We start from the raw sequence: 18,157 nt of genomic DNA, 5'->3' as shown, positions 1-18,157 counted from the left end.
ATGGACTTTGCGCTGCCAAAAGCATTGCTCGATTATTTGGACGAGCTCGATCATTTTATCGACGCCGAGATCAAGCCGCTGCAGGCCCAGGATGACAATGAGCGCTTTTTCGATCATCGGCGCGAGAATTCCCGCACCGACTGGGATCATCACGGGCTGCCCCGCCCCGAGTGGGAAGCTCTGCTGGCGGAAGCGAAGCGTCGCGCGGACGCGGCCGGGCACCTGCGTTTCGGGTGGCCACGCGAATATGGTGGTAAGGGCGGTTCTATGTTGTGGCTGGCGGTGATCCGCGAGCATCTCTCATCGAAGGGACTTGGTCTGCACAACGATCTTCAGAACGAGCACTCGATCGTCGGCACTTTGCCTTTCATCACCATGTTCCGCGAATTCGCGACCCCCGCGCAGGCCGCGCGGGACGGCGATGGGCTATTGAGCGGAAGGATGAAGACCGCGTTTGCTCTGACTGAGCCGAACCATGGGTCCGACGCCACCTTCATGGAATCGCGCGCTGTCCGCTGCGAACGCGACGGCAAGCCCGGCTGGCTCATCAATGGCGAGAAGATGTGGGTGACCAACATGCACATAGCTACGCACGTGATGCTATTCACCCGCACGTCCGGTGCGGACGGGGATTCGCAGGGCATTACCTGCTTCATCGTGCCTGTCGGCACACCAGGCGTAAAAGTCGAGGAATGGTTGTGGACCTTCAACATGCCCACCGATCATCCGCGTGTCAGCTTCACTGACGTGTGGGTGCCGGAAGACAGCTACTGGGGGGAGATCGACCGCGGGCTCGGTCTCGGGCAGAGCTTCGTGCACCAGAACCGTATCAGGCAGGCTGCGGCCTCGCTTGGGGCCGCGGTGTACTGCATCGAGGAAAGCGTCAAGTATGCTCGCGCACGCAAACCCTTCGGAAAGCCACTCTCCGACAATCAAGCGATCCAGTTTCCGCTGGTCGAATTGGCTACTCAGGTCGAGATGCTGCGGCTTCTGATCCGCAAGACCGCTTGGCAGATGGACCAAATGGATCAGAAGCAGATCGCGCGCGAAATCTCCGACAAGGTTTCGATGTGCAATTATTGGGCAAATCGGCTGTGTTGCGAGGCCGCCGATCGCGCAATGCAGGTCCACGGCGGGATTGGCTACTCGCGCCACAAGCCGTTTGAGCACATCTACCGACACCACCGGCGCTACCGCATCACCGAAGGTTCTGAGGAAATTCAGATGCGTAAGGTCGCGGCCTTCCTGTTCGGCTACGCCGGACCGAAAAAGGTCGCGGACCGTGCGACCAAAGCTGGTGTCAGCAGCTGAGGAAAAGCCGCGCCCTCGGCGCGGCCTGCAGCTGTTGGTCTGCGGGAATGCCGGCCGCGGCGCGGAGGTGACCCGTCGTCGCGGGCAGGTGTTCCGAAGCGCTACTTGGGACGCGCAGCGGGCGCTCCTCTTGCCGGGACGTACTGCAGAACCATGTGCCGGAAAACACCCGGCATCGATCAGGCACCCTGCTTCAATTGCGGGACGTGCCATCGACGACAGCGCGCATGGCCGCCCGCGCGTCATCGTACTCCGCTCGGAGCCGATCACAGACAGCGACGGCACTTTCCACGGCACTCACCATGCCGACGCCCTGCCCGCATGATTTCACCTTCGAATAGCGTTCACGGACCTTGCCTGATGCCATGATTTCGCCCGGAATCGTGGTCGCGAGCTCGTTGAGATCGACGCCGCAGTCGATCAGGCTTTGCTTGATCCAATTGGCCGGCGCTCCATCGAGCGCAGACGAGAAGAACACGTCCCTGGCTGTGCTGTCGATGAGCAGTTGACGATACTTGTCATCGGCGCCGCCTTCGGTGGTGGCGATGAACCGCGTACCCATGTAGGCTGCGGCAGCTCCCATAGTTTGGGCCGCCAGGATGTCACGGCCGGTGCTCATCGCACCGGACAGGATGATGGGCTTGTCGGTCACTTGCCTGATCTCGTTGAGCAGTGCGAACGGATTGATCGTCCCGCAATGTCCGCCAGCCCCGTCGGTGACCGCGATAAGGGCGTCTGCCCCGGCGGCGGCGGCCTTTTCGGCGTGCCGCGCCGACGCGACGTCATGGAACGCGACGCCGCCGTATTCATGAATGCGACCGAAAATGCTCTCGGGTGCGCCCTTCGACGTCAGGATAACAGGGACCTTCCTGTGAATGGAGAGCTCTAGATCGCCCTCCATCCGCGCATTGGTCGGATGTACAACGATGTTCACCGCCCAAGGCGCGGGATTCTCGAGCGCCGCTACACCTTCCATCATCTGGGCGAGCCAATCGGCGAAGACGTCGCGGCTGCGGGTCGCGTGGGCCGGAAACGAGCCCATCACCCCGCGACTGCAGCACGCCAGCGCCAGTGCCGGGGTGGACACCAGAAACATGGGAGCTTGGATAAGCGGAAGGCGCAGCCGGCCGCCGAAGGTGAGATCTAACATAGTCCGACAGCACCCATCCGTTCGACGTTACCATGACAGATCTCCCTGTGGGGCCGACCACCGGAAGGCCGGTGCCGCTCGGGCACTTCAAGCGCTCTGAAGTCGGGCATCAGGCGGGGCTTCCGTAGCCAAGGACGGCCTTCACCTCGAGGTACTCTTCAAGGCCGAAGATGCCGAGTTCGCGGCCATTACCGGATTGCTTGTATCCCCCCATCGGGATGCTCGCCTTGTGGGCTCCACCATTCATGTAAATGCGACCGGCCTGCAGCCGTTTCGCGACGGCCCGAGCGCGGTCCAGATCACCACTGTGAACATAACCGGCAAGGCCGTAGCTTGTGGCATTGGCGATCTCCACCGCCTCGTCTTCTGTCCTATAGGTTATGATCGACAGGACCGGGCCGAAGATCTCCTGCTGAGCAATCTCCATCTTTCGGTCGACGTTCCCGAACACCGTCGGCCGAACAAAGTAGCCCCGGGTTAGCCCCTGGACACGGCCGGGACCGCCACAAACGAGAGTCGCACCATCGCGGATACCGCGCTCGATGAAGCGCTGCACCCGATCGAACTGAGCACTACTGACGAGCGGTCCCATGGTGGTTGCCGGATCGAGAGGATCGCCTACGCGGCATTGGGCGGCCGCCTCGCGGGCAATATCAAAAACGCGCTCCTGCTGGGAGTGGTGGACAAGCATTCGTGTGGGCGCCTGGCAGGATTGGCCGGTGTTGGCGAAGCACCGCGCGACACCCGCTGGAACGACCCTCTCGAGATCCGCGTCGGGTAGGATCACGTTGGCAGACTTGCCGCCCAGTTCCTGCACGACCCGCTTGACACTGTTGGCTGCCGCCTTGGCGACCAGGATGCCGGCACGCGTCGAGCCGGTGAAAGAAACCATCGCGATGCCGGGATGGCTAGCGATCGCCTCCCCCACGGTAGCGCCGCTGCCATTAACGAGATTGACCACCCCAGGAGGTACTCCGGCATCCTTCAGAATGTCCATGAACAAGATGGTACTCAAAGGGGCGATTTCGCTCGGCTTCACAACAACCGTACAGCCTGCTGCCAGCGCTGGGGCAAGTTTGGCGGTGACCTGGTGAAGGGGCCAATTCCAGGGCGTAATCAAACCGCAGACGCCGATAGCCTCGCGCCGCAGGAGCGTGTCGTCCATGAATCGCTCGAACTCATAGGTCCTCAGGACCGCGACCATCTCCTTGAAATGAGACAATGCGACCACGACCTGCATCTGCCTGGACTGCGTGATCGGCGAGCCCATCTCGGCACTTATTAACAGCGCGAGCTCTTCACTGCGCGCCTCGGCGGCGATCAGGATACTCTGGAGCATCTCGGACCGTTCGGCCGAACTCCTCCCCGCGTAGACTGGAAGGGCCCGTCGCGCGGCCTCCACGGCGCGGTCGACATCGGCTGCAGAACCCAGTGCGACTTGGGCTACAGTCTCCTCGGTCGCCGGATTGTTGACGCTGCAAAAATCCGACGAAAAGGGATTCACCCATGTTCCATCGATGAAGAACTTGCGGCTATTTTCCATCTTCTGGCCCTCGACTCGTCCTGACTTCTGGAGACCTCGTTGTCCGTAAATGGGCTCTCTAAAGAGCCGGGCCTCCCAGCAACAGGACCGCCCTAATGTCGTCCTCCGTCAGGATAGGACGCAGATTGTATTTCATGACACGTGGGTGAGCGACGGCCAGGGGGAGCATCTCTTCCACCAAAGTCTGGCGGATGCCGAGTTCCGCTAAGGTCGTGGGCAGTTCTAGCCGCCGTAGCAATCCAAGAAGCAGTTCAGAAAATTTTTCGTCTGGTCGGCCGAGTAGAGCGGCGATGCGGCTCAGCGGATGCTTATCCATCGCCTCGATCCATCTGGCTTGGGCGAGCATCAACACGCAGGCGGCATCGCTGTGCCGCACACCTGCATAGGGACCCAGCACGTGGACCATCATGTGGCTGAAGCCGTGCGGAACGGCGATCTGTCCCATGCCCGTGTACCAAGTGGCCAGCTGGGAGGCTCTCAATGCCTCGCGGTTCGACCGATCGCGCTTCAGCTTGGGGAGATTGTCGAAAAACAGCGGAATCGCTCGTTCAACCAACACGCTCGTGAACGGGTTGGGTTCCGTCGAGCAATAGGTGTTCACGGCGTGGTCGAGACCACGGATGCCGGTCGAAAGAAGCAGGTCGGTAGGTGTCTCGGCGAGGACTCCGGTGTCGTAGACGATTGCCTGAGGCGTGCCGTCAGGAACGATGAACCGCGCCTTCAGCCGGGTGTCCTCGTCGACGGGCGTCGCTGCCGGAGTCCACTCCGCCGTAGCCAGTGTGGTCGGCACGGCGATCTGCCGAATGGCGGCCGGCTTCACATCGACGGGCCGATACTCGCCGAACGCAAACTTGATGAAGTCGAATTTCGGTTGAAGATCTAGCAATTCCGATTTCGTATAGACGTCCTCCGAAATCGCTACTTGGATCATCTTTGTGGCGTCCATCACCGAACCGCCGCCGATGGTCAAAAGAACATCCGATTTCAGATCCTTTGCCTGGCGAGCGATGGCAAGAAACTTCAGGATCGGCGCATGGTCACCGACGTCGTCCGAGAGTCCTACCACCCTCTCGCCGAGGGCCTCGCGTATGCGCGCCACGATGTCTGTCTTGGTGTTCAGCGTGCGAGAGCAAATGATGAAGGCTCGCTTATAGCCGAACAAGTCGAACAGCCAGGGTAGCGCCTCCTGCGCCGACACGTCCGTCAGGACGCGCTCGATCCCCTGCGGAAATAGGTACTTTTCCATCTTTGCTCCTTACACGACGCAGATAGTGCGGCATCCTCAGGTACACGGGGCCGATGAGACTTGTTCGCCTTGCGAGCGCTCGCAGGCGTGAGGAAATATCCCCCCCTCGCTGGCCGCGCTGCAAGCGCCGCCGGCCGTTCATTACAACTGCAATAAACTCGACGGCAGAGTGCGCGCGCAGGCCGTTTGTGCGTCCTTCTCGTGGATATGCGCTATCGTTGCCGGCGCCAGATGTCCCAGAACTGCTGGCCGGAGGAGAGAACATGCGTCTGCTGGGCGATTTGACCCTGGTGGAGCTTTGTCGAAAGAGCTCGCCGCTATGTGTGCGGCTGGCAACGGCGATGGCAGCCAAATGCTTTGCGGGATTGGGGGCGACCGTCCTTCGGCTCGAGCCCGCGTGCCGCGATCCCCTGCGGGACGTGCAGCCGCTGCTTCCCGATGGGAATAGCGCCCTTTATCATTTTCTCAGCACCGACATGTCGATCCTTTCGCCAGCTGACGACGACGAGCAGGCCGAAGCGCTTGACCGCCTGATCGCCAGCGGGGTGGACGGAGCGATCCTCGCCGAGGGCGATCCAGCGCACACGCTTCTGAAGATTAAGGGCGTGCCTACCGTGCGGATCGCGACCTGGCCGGCCGCCCTCGACGAGGAATGGGCGGTGCGGCCAGTCGACGAGTTCCAGATCCTGGCGCTCGGTGGCCTGCTCGACATGATCGGCGATCCGGACAGAGAGCCCCTGCGCATCGCCGGCCACCAAATCCCTTACGCGGCGGGTCTGTCCGCCTTCACGTCAGGAATGGCAGCCATATTGCAGCGTGAGGCCGGCGGCCACGCCATGCACGCACGTGTTTCACTCGTCGAAACCGTCACGTGGATCAACTGGAAAGCGACGGCCGGCGCGGTGGCGGGCGCGCCCGTCTCCCGGCAAGGCATGAAGGCGGAATACCAGGTTCTTCCATGCAAGGACGGTTGGATCGCATTCGTCTACACGCCCAGCCAATACGATCGCGTTACCGCGATGCTCGGCGATCCGGAGGCGGACGATGCGCGCTTCGCCACAAGAGCAAGACGGTCCGCCAATGTGGAGGACCTCATGACGATCGTTCGCCGCTGGTTGTCTTCGCGGAATCGCGAGCAGGTCTATGCGGCTGCGCGGGAGCATGGGGTGCCTTTGGGACCGGTCTACGAGCCAAGTGAATTGCTAGACGACGAACAATATCTCGCTCGGCGGTTCCTCACATGTGTAAGCCAGCCTGGCACCGGCAGTTTTTGCACACCTACCTTGCCGATGACTCTCAACGGTGAGCGCGGCTCGACGGCCCCGCCAAAGACAATGACAGTTGCGGATATTCGGGGGGACACCCTATGACGATCCAGTCGTTTCGTCCGCTTGCCGGCATTCGGGTGGCGGACTTCGGCCTGTTAACTGCCGGCTCGAACACGTCGGCGATGTTCGCCGACTTCGGCGCCGACGTGATCAAGATCGAATCGGGGGCGTTCATGGACCCATTTCGCCGCTGGAATCCCGACGGAAAAGGCGATTGGTGGAATAACTCGGCTCAGTTCCACTTCACGAACCGAAACAAGCGAGGAATCTCGGTCAATCTCAAGAGCGCCGAGGGGCGCGTCGTTGTACTCGAGCTTCTAAGGCATTGCGACATTTTGGTCGAAAACTTCAGTCGCGGTGTGATGGAGAGGATAGGGCTGAGTTATGCGGAGGTCAGTGCTGTCAATCGGGCGCTTGTCTATGTGTCGATTACCAGCCAGGGGGAAACAGGACCTTACCGACAGCACCGGACCTATGGGTCGACCCTGGAGGCGATGGGGGGCCTGGCGGCGATGACAGGGTACCCGGACGGCGAACCTTTGATCAGCGGCGGAGATGTCAACTATCCCGATCAGGTTGTCTCGTTGCAAGCGGCAGGTCTGGTAATGGCGGCGGTCCGCGCTGCACGCCGCTCAGGCAAGGGTGCGCACGTAGACATCTCGCAGCGCGAGGTCGTCAGTTTCCTGCTCGGCGAGGAGATCGTGAGCGCGTCCGCCACCCGAACCTCCAAGGCGGCGCGAAAGGGCAATGCAGAACCGGGAATCCTGCTTCAACAGTGCTTCCGAGCGAGCGACGACAAGTGGGTTGCCGTCACCGTGTCAGGTCCGCTGGACGAAAGGCATGCTCGGACGCTCGTCGGACAAGAGGGCAGCTTGGCCAATGCCTTGGCTTCATGGGTCTCCGTCCGCGACGCCACCTCGGCGTCGCAGCTCCTGTGCGAGGTTGATGTGCCTGCGGCCCCCTGCAACAACGGCGACGATCTCCTGCGTGCACCCGAGATGCTCGGCGAAAGTATCGTGTGGTCGGAAGGCGGCGTGATGCTGAAAGGAATGCCCTACAGCTTCGACGACGCACCGTTCGTGATGAACCGTCCTGCTCCGAGCCTTGGTGCACACACCCGCGAGATATTGCGATCCATACTCGGCTTTGACGAAGCGAAGATCGATAGGCTGGAAACCGAAGGTATCCTGAGCGATCGGCCGACGGTCGATGCGCCCTAGGGCTCTCCGATTTCGGCCCTTACAGGGTGGATCAGGACAATGATCTGCCGATCGCGACGACGCGCTCGGCCTGCAAGAGATGCAGCCGTTCGACCATCCGGTTCTCGATGCGAAGAACGCCCTTGCCGGCATTTTCCGGCAGGTCGAAAGCCGCGATTATTCGTTTGGACCACTCGATCTCGGCGTCTGACGGCGAGAAGGCGCTATTGCAGATGTCGAGGTGCTTCGGATGAATGAGGCTCTTACCGTCGAAGCCGAGTTCGACACTCTGACGGCAGGTCGACTCCAGGGCGTCCAAATCGTCGACTTCATTGTGAACTCCGTCGAGCACGATCAGTCCGTTCGCATGTGCGGCAGCGACAGCCAAAGAGAGAATGGGGAGAAATGCCTCTCTCGACGCCGTCTGAATCGCGCGCGTTTCCTTGGCGAGGTCGTTTACGCCAAGTACCCAGGCAGACAAGCGCGTCGTGCTTGCACACGTGGCAAGTTCCCACAAGTGGAATGCCGCCTTTGCGGTCTCGATCATGCACCACAGGCGTGTCTTTTGCGGAGCCTGCGAAATCGCATGATCGTAATTCGCGACATCGGCGGCGTCGTTGACCTTAGGAACTAGAATAGCGTCCGGACCTGCGGATACGGCTGCTGCCAGGTCCTCGGCTCCCCACGGACTGTCGAGACCGTTGGTCCGGATCACGACCTCGCGGCGTCCGAATCCACCCGCGCGAACTGCCGCGACTGCGGCCTCGCGGGCGGCTGCCTTCGCATCGGGCGCGACGGCGTCCTCCAGGTCCAATATGACGATATCGGTGGGTAGCCCACGGGCCTTCTCGATGGCCTTTAGATTGGAGGCAGGCATATAGAGCGCGCTGCGACGCGGTCGGATTGAGTCCACGATCGACCTCCTTTTTTTTCTGAGTTCTGGCTCTAAGCCGTGAGTACGATGACGTCGGCATCCGGGACGTCGGCATACAGCCGTTCGACGGCCTCCGCACGACGCGTCGCGACGGCGCGCTGATTGACGTAACCTTTGTCGGTAATCTCGCCGGCTTCAATCGAGGGGGACTCGTGAAGAATGAGGATGCGAGCGATTCTGGTGCTCGATCCGCCTGCCCTGTCGTTGTACTGCGCCAATCCAGCCTTCAAGATGGAAAGAATCTCACCGCTCTTTGCCAGTTCTTCGGGGCGGCCATCCGGAAGCCCCGCGAGTTGACGGCAGGCCTCGGTGTCGAGCCAAACGAGTAGTCCCACGAAGTGCCGGTCCTGTCCGGTAACCACGGCGTCGCGTAGGACGGGCGAAGCGGCCGAGATGGCCGCGGTCCGCAGCGGGCCGGAATGAACGAAGGTACCGGTGGAGAGCTTGAAATCCTCGGCGATACGCCCAGCGAACCGAATGCCGGCCGAGGGATCATCTTTGTCCACGAAACGGCCGGCATCCCCTATCTTGTAGAAGCCTTCTTCGTCGAATGCGGCTTCCGTCAAATCGGGCTGACCATGATAGCCGGGAGTAACGGTGATCGCCCGAAGGCGTAGCTCGAACTTGTCCTCGATGGGGACGAGCTTCATTTCAACGCCGGGGTGAGGCAGGCCGACAAGACCTACGCCTTCGTTGTTCCAATATGTCGATGCTGCCGTGGGAGCGGTCTCCGTCGATCCCCAGCCCGTGTAGAAGACTATGCGGCTGCCTGTCCATCGCACGGCCAGTTTCTGCATGCGCGCATAGAGATCCTCCGATAGCGCGGCGCCACCGTACGTGAGCACTTCGAGGTTTTTGAAGAACTTCTCGGCGAGTACGTCGTCGGCTTCCATAGCGGAGATCAGAGCGGAATAGCCGGCCGGAACGTTGACGAAATATGTCGGCGAGATCTCTTTGAGGTTGCGCAAAGTCTCTTCGAAAGGCCCCGGGGGCGGCCTGCCATCGTCGATATAGAGCGTCCCGAGGTCCGCCATTACCGAATTGAACATCATGTTCCCGCCCATCGTGTGATTCCAGGGCAGCCAATCGAGCACGACCTGGCCAGGTCGACGTATGCGGCATTGCTGACTCATCGCCACGTTAGCGCACATCATTCTATGCGTGTTGACGACGGCTTTCGGCAGGCCAGTAGATCCGGACGTCAGGAGAAATTTGCCGATGGAATCAGGAGTAATCTCGCGAAGCGACCCCTCGACGTCGGGAGACGCATCGCGCCTTACGAGGCCGGCATACGCGATACTTGCCACCTTGTCGGAAGGCTCGTCGACGTGGATGATCGGGACGTCCCGCAGCTCAAGCGCGTTGATCGCCGCTTCGAACTGCACGCCGCTTTGAACGAAGATCGCGCCGGGCCGGATGAGATCCATGACGTATTTAAGTTTCGAGTGGTCGTGGCTGGCGAGGGAGTACGATGGCGAAATTGGGGCCGGCGGCCGTTGCGCTTGCATGGCAGCCAGCGTGAGCAGTCCATGCTCGATGGAATTTCCACTGAGAAGCGCAATGGGCGAGCCCGAAGGAAGCTTCAAATCCAGGATGGCCTGGGTCAGGGCATCGACAGTACGCTTGCCTTGCGAATAGGAGACCGTCCGCCATGAGCGAGTCGCTCCCCGGCGTTGGGCGAGCCAAGTGCGGTCCGGCACCTGATCTGCCGCCGCGGACAAGAGCGCTGGTACGTTTGGCGCATAGGATCGAAGCGCGTGCCGCGACTGCAGGATAATCGATCCGTCGTCCCGACGAGTTACATCGATATCTCGTGAGAGCCACTGCACCTTCTTGAAAGGCACTCCGCTTGTAACTCGAGAGCTGGTCATTGCGTCGAAACTCATCTTGGCGTTCTGCGAACTAAATCCGCTCGATGTCGGTACTTTGCGCCGGCCAATTTATCCGGTGTTCGCAGCCGCGCACCGTCTCAGGTCGAATATTGCATGCGTAATCGTAATCTGGTGGCCTTGATGAGTTCGGCAACGCCTGCTTCTGTCCGAAGGCTCAAACGCGGTCGCCGTCGGTCGGGCCGAGCCATGACACGCCGCGGTGCGCCTAGCCGCGACAAGCCGATACGGTGTTCGAAGGTCGGGAGTGCAGCAAAGATGAGTACCCTGCCGTACTATGAAGCGTATGCAAGCGAGATGACTGCGCCCCACTTGGTGTTGGTACACGGCTTCTTGTCCAGCCGCGCACAATGGCGCGCAAACCTCTCGGCTCTTAGTAGAGTTTCGAGGCCGGTCTGCATCGAGTTGTGGGGACATGGGCGCTCTCCAGCGCCCACCGACCCGGCGGCCTATCGGGTGGATGCTTACCTCCAAGCCTTCGAAACAGTGCGACGCCAACTACGAGTCCGGTCCTGGTACATTTGCGGCCAATCGTTCGCTGCCGGGCTGGTCGCGCAATACTCTCTCCTGTATCCCGACTCGGTCCGGGGGCAGATCATCACGAACTCGACGTCAGCGTTCGCGCCCGTCGCTCGAAACCGGAGCAACGATGAGCAGGCCCGTCGTGCCGATGCCATCAAACGGGAAGGCCGGTCTGCAATCGAGATGCTTTCCATCCATCCGAGACACGCCACCCGCATACCGGCCGCGATCCAGGACGAGCTGATCGCCGACGCGGCCATGGCATCCCCTCTCGGCATCGCGAATTCGATTCGCTACACGGCGCCCGGATTGTCAGTGATCGGTTGCTGGCACAACACTGTGGTTCCGACGCTTCTGGTGAACGGTCGATGGGAGAAGGCGTTCCAGCCGCTTCGTGACCACGCATCCAAGCTGTTGCCGGACGCCATTATTGTTGATCTCGATGCAGGGCATTCGGTGAACATCGAGAACGCGGACGGCTTCAATTCAGCGGTCGCGGCTTTCATGAAGAATGTCGAACGCACCGGCTGATCGCCGCCGGCACGTGCCGTTCGCGATCTTCCAAGCGTCCGCGCATGTCTTACTTCAATCGTCGCGAGCGTCCTCCAGCTCCACCGGATCACCCAAGGGCGTCCAGCCAGCGCCATTGAACTGCTGAAGCTGCAGTTTGCGATAAGGCTGATAGTTGTTGGAAGACGTCGTGAGAGTGACTCCCGGAAGGAGCATCGGGAGCTCCACCTCCTTAAGGGAGGTGGCGACGCGGAGCAGGTTGTCACGAGACAGGTCGTCCCCACAAGCCTTGAGCATGTGCACGAGCAGGATGGCGACGTTGTAGCCGGTAGCGCTTACGGAGTCGCCCGGGTCGGCATCTGGCACTCTTGCCTTCAAGAACGTCAGATATTCTTGCACACCCCGGTCGGTGCTCCAAGCCGGGTCCGTGGCTGCCTTCACCGCGACTCCGGAGATGATACCGATCGAATTTTCGATACCGGCTGGAACGAACACGGACCGGAACGAGGTCGAAAATGCTGGGACGATATGAGTCGGCTTCCATCCCAATTCCACCACTTTGCGGATGGCTTGAGCGGCGAATTTCGGCGTCGCCAAATCGATGAAGACGTCGGCCCCCGACGTTTTCAAGAGCACGACTTGCGAGTCCACCGTCGGGCTCGAGGTTTCGTAGCTGGCCTCGGCAACGATCATTGAGGCGGCCTTGGCGCCGAGACCGGCCTTCAGGCCCGCTACGTAGTCCTTTCCGCCGTCATCGTTCTGAAAGAGGATCGCGATCTTGGCATCCGGCTTGTGCTGCAGAAGATAGCGCGCATAGACCTTGGCTTCGGATCGATAGGGAACGTACAGCGGCATCGACCAAGGGTACTGTTGCGGGTCGTTCCATTTCGATGCGCCAGACAGAACGAGCAGTTGGGGGACCTTTTTGGAGTTGAGATACTTGCGTACCGAGAGACTTGTCGCGGTTCCGACGGAGCCGACTATCGCGAGGACGTCATCGGATTCCACGAGTCGGCGCGTCTGCTCCACGGTCTTCGGAGGACTATAGGCATCGTCTTTGGAGAGGAGGTTGATCTTTCTGCCGTTGATCCCACCTCCCTCGTTGATCATCTGAAGATAGGCGGCGGTAACTCTCCCTTGGGTCGAGAACGCGGAGGCAGGCCCGCTGTAGGGTAGCGTTTGGCCTATTCGTATCTCCGTGTCCGACACGCCCGGCAAAGCCGGTCCCGCGGCCGCAATTCGCGATGCGGCCATGACGCATGCCATCACGATGCCCGCTACCGTCGACAGCCCGTTCGTTCTGCCAGAGTACATTTTCAATGATCCTTCTGGTTGCCGACTATGTCTTTCCTTGAGCCCGGACAGCGTCGTTGTTGCTATGTATGGAAAATGTTTCACGCCGAGAGCGAGCAAACGACGGCTTCCGATGACGATCGTAATGCCGGGGCGCCGCTGCCCGCGGAGGCGAGATCAGCAGCGTGGAAGCGTTGCTATCCTCCGCCGTCAACGCAGATCCGTTGTCCGTTGGTGTAAGAATTGGCGCCCGAAGCGAGATACACGATCGTGGAGGCGACCTCTTCTGGAGCGCACACATGTCCAAACGGTTGCGAAGCGTCCAATTCCCTGATGTCGCCTACGCCGTAGATCCTCTTGGCGCCTGACTTCCCCATCTCCGTGTCCGTCAAGCCGGGAGCCACGATGTTGCAGCGTATTCCGTGCTCTCGCTCCTCTTTCGAAAGCACGCGAGCGAGGGCTTCCGCGGCGGCTTTGCTCATGCTGTAGGCCGCGGAGTAAGGTCTGAGGTTATGGGTCGCGATGCTGGAGACGATGACGATGTCGCCTCGCTTCTGCTGCCGCAGATGAGGGATGGCGGTTTTCGCCAGCAACAGAGGCGACAGGGCGTTGACGCGAAAGGCATGCTCCACATCGGAAAGGTCGCTGTCCACCACCTTCCGGCCTTTGGGCGCCACTCCCGCATTGCAGATCAGTACGCTGAGGGACCCAAACTCGCGAATGACGTCGTTGATTAGACGCTCGTTGTCCTCGGCCTTCTCTACTGCGGCTCCGAAGCACGCCGATCTGCGGCCCATCTCGCGGATTTCCGCTACGGTATCGCGCGCCCCCTTCTCGTCGCGATGGTAGCTCAGTGCGACATCCGCACCCGCCTCGGCGAGCGCCAACGCCGTAGCCCTCCCGATGCCGCGGCTGGCGCCGGTGACAAGTGCCACGCGGCCATCGAACGATATCTTCAATGGGTGCCTCCCCTTGCGCAAGTCGTCTGAATGCGACGGTTATCCCAAGCTGCCACCCTATGGCGCGGCGGGCAATCTAAATTCGCACATGTGAGCTAATATTCGTTTGCGTACCCGGCGAAGCTTGATACGGTTTGGAGGTACTCGCCCGAAGCACGGGCAGCGATGCGGACTCGCCGCTTCGTTAGGACCGGACGACCCCCCTAAGGAGCGCAAATGAGCGACTACGAATTGCTGCTGATCGATCATCCCCGCCCCCACATCAAGCGCATCACGCTCAATCGGCCAGAGAAGCGGAATGCCCTATCCAACCAGCTGCGCACGGAGCTTTTCGACGCGCTCGAGCACGCGGACCGCGATCAGGAGATTGGGGTCAGCATTCTACGGGGAGCCGGGACCTGTTTTTCGTCCGGATATCAGCTCGGAGGCGGCAACGATCAAAACCAGCCGTACTACACACCGGGTGGTCCCGGTCAGTGGGCCAGACATGTGATCGAGGGATCTTTTCGTATCTGGGACATGGCGAAGCCTGTGATAGCGCAAGTTCATGGATTCTGTCTGGCGGGAGGCAGCGAACTCGCGACTGCGTGCGACCTGGTCTACGTGGCGGAGGATGCGCAGATTGGCTATCCCCCCGTCAGATCGATGAGCCCTCCCGACATGCAATTTCATCCTTGGATGATGGGGCTGCGCGACGCGATGGAAATGATGTTGACCGGTGACTCGATCACGGGATTGGAGGCGGCTCGCAAAGGGTTCGCCAATCGCGCCTTCCCGGCCGAGGAACTAGAGAGCAAGGTTCTTGAGATCGCAGAACGCGTCGCAAAAATCCCATTCGAACTGCAGCAAATCAACAAGCGCTCCATGCATCAGGCGATGGAGATCATGGGTATTCGTGCCGCAGTTCGTGCCGGCGCGGACCTTCAGGCGCTGGCGTTCACGACGGAAGCCAGCCTCTCCTATCGCAAGGAATTCGCCAAGGGCGTTTCGCACGCCCTATCGGTGCGTGACAGGCAATTTGGAGACTATCGCGAGGGAGAAAAGAGCGAAGGAAACAAGCGCGGCTGATATTGAGTTGATGCGAGGCATCTCTCGGGAGCTCCTCCTCAAGATCGGTGCGTCGAACTGGCGGCTTGCCGGCCGGCGTGTTTGCCGGCCTGTCGTCCGAACACCAGCCCACGAAGCACCGACGTCGCTCCCACGTATTCGCCGTACAGGATGCCGACCGTCTCGCCGGCCGCATAAAGTCCCCGGATCACGGCCCCGCTGGTACTGACGACCTGAGCGTCGCGAGTCACCTTCAATCCGCCGAACGTAAACGTGTTCGAGGCGATTATCGGATAGCAGCGGAAGGGCGGCTGTGTCACAGCCCGGGCCCAGTTTGATTTGGGAGGATGGATTCCGGCGGTGCATCTGCCGTCGAACAGTCCCGTCTCGACGGGCGCCCCGTCGCACGCGCGGTTGAATGTTTCGACCGTTGCTTCGAGCCGGTCGACGGGAATCGCGAGCTTTTGGCCAAGCTCGGCGATCGATCCGGCTTCGATTGGGGCTTGGTCCGATCGGATCATGACCCGCCAATTCGGCGTGTGTTCAATCTGCTTGTCGAAGATGAAGTAGGCGATACCGCCCGGCTGGCCATTGATCGCTCTCAGGGGCGGTTCGAGGTAGCCGCCACGCTCGTTGGGCGCTTCGTCCATGAAACGATCACCCTTCGCATTCACTACTATGCCCAGAGGATAGGCATGTACCAAGGCTTCCGACACGCTCGATCGAGGATCGATGGGTTGGCGGTGGCACTCCGCATAGTCCCCTGCTGGCGCGGCATTGACGCTTAGCGCCATCCGGATACCCTCTCCCTTGTTGTACCAGCCACCACGCGCGACCGGCCGCATATAGCGGGCGTTCGGGCCCATGTATTGCACGACCATCGCCTGGTTGCCCTCGAAGCCCCCGCTGGCGAGGACGACGCTCTTTGCATCGATGTAAATCGACGCATTGTCTCGGTCGGTAGCCTTGACCCCAACGATCCGATTATCCTCGTCTTCCAGCAATTTGACCGCGGTGGTGTCGTAAAGAAACGTGCCTCCTTGGCGCTCGATAGCCGGACAGAGCGCTTCGATGATGGCAAGGCCGCCGCCATAAATGCCGGGCATCTTGGCACCCATCGCCGGCACGAGCGGGTACATGCTGGGATGGATCCGGATCCCGTGTGGCGCCAACCATTTGAGGACCTCGGGCGCGCCTTCCGCGAACATGGAAAGAAGCTCCGGATCAGTGAAAGGCAACGACTTCAGAATGCCAGGCCAGCTATCGTAGTCGCCTACCGTCGCCTGGACGAATTCCGGGGCGATATGGTAACCCGCGTTGGCGATCAAGTTCGGGACGAAGTCGTCTCGAACCTCGCCATCGTCGGTCATTCGCAACAGCGCTTCGGTCCAGCGTGTGTTGCCGCCTCTTTCCTCGCGCGGCGCTCTTTCGAGGACGATGACGGAGGCCCCTTCTTCGAGGGCAGCCATAGCAGCGGTCAAACCTGCAGCGCCGCATCCGACCACCACGACGTCACATCGCAGTCGTTTCATTTCGTCTCCTCATGCGACTCGCATTGCCGTCCGACGCGCGTTCGATCCGAGTGTTCCATCGGCTACTCAGCCGCGTTTACCGCCGCGGCCTAATCCGTTGTCGTCCGTCAGCGGACGTCAGGAGCAACGACCTCGGCCCGAGAAATCCAGTCCTTGACCCGGGGCAGCCGATCGACGGTTCGGACGACTTCTTCCGCATATAGAAGGGCCTTGACCTGAACGAGGACTGCGATGTCCGCCAGCGATACCGCGCTGCCGACGAGCCAGTCTCCCTTGCTCAGCAAGCCATCAAGCGCATCGAAATGCCGATCTGCGTCTGCCACAATTTGCTCGACCGGCTTTCGGTTCAGGCCCTGCGCAGTCGTTATTGCTGTCACCGCCTTCACGATGCGAGCGAGCACTTCCTCGACGGAAACCCCCGGCATGGTCGCAGCAAACTCCCGAGCGACTCTCTTGGCGTTATGTTCCCACGCCAGGCGCATGGTCATTTCATAGAAATAGAGGCTTTCGTCCGCCCAGTCTTCGAGAATGTGAACGGCAGCGGCAAGAGCAGGATCGGCAGGAATAAGAGGCTTCTGCGGAAACTTACGCTCGATGTACCGCGCAATATCGGTCGAATCCCAAACTGCGTGTCCGTCATGCTCGATGGCGGGAAACTTTCCGGTAGGGCTTACCCTCGCGTACTCGGCGACTTTGGCGCGGGGCACTTCGTGAAGTTCGTATGGAACTGCCTTGAAATTCAGGATACGCCGTACCTTTTCGCAGAATGGCGAGGTCGCAAATTGATAGACCACGATCATGCCTTTGAACTCCCCTGAGCCACGTTCGAAACGCGTCGAACAACCGCGTTGACGTCGTAACGCTCGCTTTCCGGTGTGAATGGGGCTTGGACGGCGAATGCGGCTTCGATCTCTTCAGCTCGCCGGCGCGCCGCAACCACAGAATACGGATGCGTAAAGATGTAGAAGTCGCCGCGCTCGACGCCCGCCGCGGCTCTTCGTCCGATCTCGGCCGGATCCATTCCCTCCTCGAGGATGGCCTTCGGTCGACCAAGCGACGCAACGTCGAGTGGCCCTCCAAGATCCTGGGGCCGATTTCGGCTGGAATTCCAAATGTTGGATCGCACCAAGCCTGGGCACAGAACGCTGACCCCGACGTGCGACGGCAATTCTTGTCGAAGGACATCGGAAAGCCCCAGCACGGCATGCTTGGACGCCGTGTAGATTCCCGTTCCCGCGTGCTGCATGCCGATCGAATGCTCGGAAGCCGTATTGACGATGCGGCTTTCCGAGGCCTGCTCGCGGAAACGCTTTCCGAACAAGGCGCAGCCGTTCCAGACGCCCGTGAAGTTGACCGAAAGAACCCACTGAACGTCCTGAGGACGTGCATCGAGAATCGGGCCCCCTCCTGATACTCCCGCGTTGTTGAAGAGCAGATCTACCGTTCCGAATCTCGCCCAAGCCGATTGGGCAAGACGGTCGACGTCGTCGTAGCTTGCGACGTCGCAGACGGCGCTTTCGGCCTCGCCACCGCTTTTCTGGATCTCGTCCGACACCGCGGCCGCGGCAGACCGCTCGATATCTGCGACCAATACGCGACATTTCCGCTCGGCCAGAGCGAGCGCAATACTCCGGCCGATTCCGCTACCTCCACCGGTTACGACGGCGGCTTTACCGGCAAGTTTCATCTGGTGG

At 60.7% G+C, this 18,157-nt stretch carries 15 protein-coding genes; 5 read left to right on the top strand and 10 right to left on the bottom strand.

Annotated elements, in window-relative coordinates; translation table 11 throughout:
* A complete protein-coding gene (locus AB7828_RS30355) occupies positions 1-1,311 on the top strand; it encodes an acyl-CoA dehydrogenase family protein (protein WP_441232064.1) in 1,311 nt (436 codons plus the stop codon).
* Positions 1,312-1,504: 193 nt separating this feature from the next.
* Here AB7828_RS30355 and AB7828_RS30350 read toward each other — a convergent pair whose 3' ends face one another.
* From AB7828_RS30350 to AB7828_RS30340, 3 genes are all read right to left on the bottom strand, one after another.
* A complete protein-coding gene (locus AB7828_RS30350) occupies positions 1,505-2,461 on the bottom strand; it encodes an NAD(P)H-dependent flavin oxidoreductase (protein WP_441232063.1) in 957 nt (318 codons plus the stop codon).
* A gap of 109 nt (positions 2,462-2,570) precedes the next feature.
* Complete coding sequence (locus tag AB7828_RS30345) at positions 2,571-4,004, bottom strand: aldehyde dehydrogenase family protein (protein ID WP_441232062.1); 1,434 nt, start codon at positions 4,002-4,004, stop codon at positions 2,571-2,573.
* Positions 4,005-4,062: 58 nt separating this feature from the next.
* A complete protein-coding gene (locus AB7828_RS30340; RefSeq protein ID WP_441232061.1) occupies positions 4,063-5,250 on the bottom strand; it encodes an iron-containing alcohol dehydrogenase in 1,188 nt (395 codons plus the stop codon).
* A gap of 263 nt (positions 5,251-5,513) precedes the next feature.
* Here AB7828_RS30340 and AB7828_RS30335 point away from each other — a divergent pair, with 263 nt between their 5' ends.
* Both AB7828_RS30335 and AB7828_RS30330 read left to right on the top strand, forming a co-directional pair.
* Positions 5,514-6,620: a CoA transferase gene (locus AB7828_RS30335; RefSeq protein ID WP_441232060.1), complete on the top strand. Its 1,107-nt coding sequence runs from the start codon at positions 5,514-5,516 to the stop codon at positions 6,618-6,620.
* On the top strand, positions 6,617-7,798 hold the full coding sequence (locus AB7828_RS30330; RefSeq protein ID WP_441232059.1) for a CaiB/BaiF CoA transferase family protein: 1,182 nt from the start codon (positions 6,617-6,619) through the stop codon (positions 7,796-7,798). The genes AB7828_RS30335 and AB7828_RS30330 overlap by 4 nt, the downstream gene beginning before the upstream one ends.
* A gap of 31 nt (positions 7,799-7,829) precedes the next feature.
* Here AB7828_RS30330 and AB7828_RS30325 read toward each other — a convergent pair whose 3' ends face one another.
* Both AB7828_RS30325 and AB7828_RS30320 read right to left on the bottom strand, forming a co-directional pair.
* The gene (locus AB7828_RS30325) at positions 7,830-8,690 is read right to left on the bottom strand and encodes an HpcH/HpaI aldolase/citrate lyase family protein (RefSeq protein WP_441232058.1); all 861 of its coding nucleotides are present in this window, start codon (positions 8,688-8,690) and stop codon (positions 7,830-7,832) included.
* Between the two features lie 32 nt (positions 8,691-8,722).
* The gene (locus AB7828_RS30320) at positions 8,723-10,582 is read right to left on the bottom strand and encodes an AMP-binding protein (RefSeq protein ID WP_441232347.1); all 1,860 of its coding nucleotides are present in this window, start codon (positions 10,580-10,582) and stop codon (positions 8,723-8,725) included.
* Between the two features lie 276 nt (positions 10,583-10,858).
* On the opposite strand from AB7828_RS30320, the gene AB7828_RS30315 reads away from it, so the two are divergent.
* Positions 10,859-11,653: an alpha/beta fold hydrolase gene (locus AB7828_RS30315; protein ID WP_441232057.1), complete on the top strand. Its 795-nt coding sequence runs from the start codon at positions 10,859-10,861 to the stop codon at positions 11,651-11,653.
* Positions 11,654-11,707: 54 nt separating this feature from the next.
* On the opposite strand, the gene AB7828_RS30310 is transcribed toward AB7828_RS30315, so the two are convergent.
* Together AB7828_RS30310 and AB7828_RS30305 are read right to left on the bottom strand one after the other, a co-directional pair.
* Entirely contained in the window at positions 11,708-12,946 is a 1,239-nt protein-coding gene (locus tag AB7828_RS30310) for an ABC transporter substrate-binding protein (RefSeq protein ID WP_441232056.1), read from the bottom strand.
* A gap of 176 nt (positions 12,947-13,122) precedes the next feature.
* Positions 13,123-13,884, bottom strand: coding sequence for an SDR family NAD(P)-dependent oxidoreductase (locus tag AB7828_RS30305; protein ID WP_441232055.1), 762 nt, complete (start codon positions 13,882-13,884; stop codon positions 13,123-13,125).
* A 216-nt stretch (positions 13,885-14,100) separates the two neighbouring features.
* On the opposite strand from AB7828_RS30305, the gene AB7828_RS30300 reads away from it, so the two are divergent.
* Entirely contained in the window at positions 14,101-14,952 is an 852-nt protein-coding gene (locus AB7828_RS30300) for an enoyl-CoA hydratase-related protein (RefSeq protein WP_441232054.1), read from the top strand.
* A gap of 38 nt (positions 14,953-14,990) precedes the next feature.
* Here the strand turns inward: AB7828_RS30300 and AB7828_RS30295 are convergent, their stop codons facing one another.
* The 3 genes from AB7828_RS30295 to AB7828_RS30285 all read right to left on the bottom strand — a co-directional run bounded on the left by AB7828_RS30295 (position 14,991) and on the right by AB7828_RS30285 (position 18,150).
* Positions 14,991-16,463, bottom strand: coding sequence for an FAD-dependent oxidoreductase (locus AB7828_RS30295; RefSeq protein WP_441232053.1), 1,473 nt, complete (start codon positions 16,461-16,463; stop codon positions 14,991-14,993).
* Positions 16,464-16,570: 107 nt separating this feature from the next.
* Positions 16,571-17,263 (bottom strand): glutathione S-transferase family protein, encoded by a 693-nt coding sequence (locus AB7828_RS30290; protein WP_441232052.1) that lies wholly within the window; start codon positions 17,261-17,263, stop codon positions 16,571-16,573.
* On the bottom strand, positions 17,260-18,150 hold the full coding sequence (locus AB7828_RS30285) for an SDR family NAD(P)-dependent oxidoreductase (RefSeq protein ID WP_441232051.1): 891 nt from the start codon (positions 18,148-18,150) through the stop codon (positions 17,260-17,262). The genes AB7828_RS30290 and AB7828_RS30285 overlap by 4 nt, the downstream gene beginning before the upstream one ends.
* Between the last annotated feature and the right edge of the window lie 7 nt (positions 18,151-18,157).

Origin of the sequence: Tardiphaga sp. 215_C5_N2_1, from assembly GCF_052076055.1 — a bacterium.
In the GTDB taxonomy this organism is placed as follows: Bacteria; Pseudomonadota; Alphaproteobacteria; order Rhizobiales; family Xanthobacteraceae; genus Tardiphaga; species Tardiphaga robiniae.
This window is presented reverse-complemented; position numbering and strand designations above follow the sequence as displayed.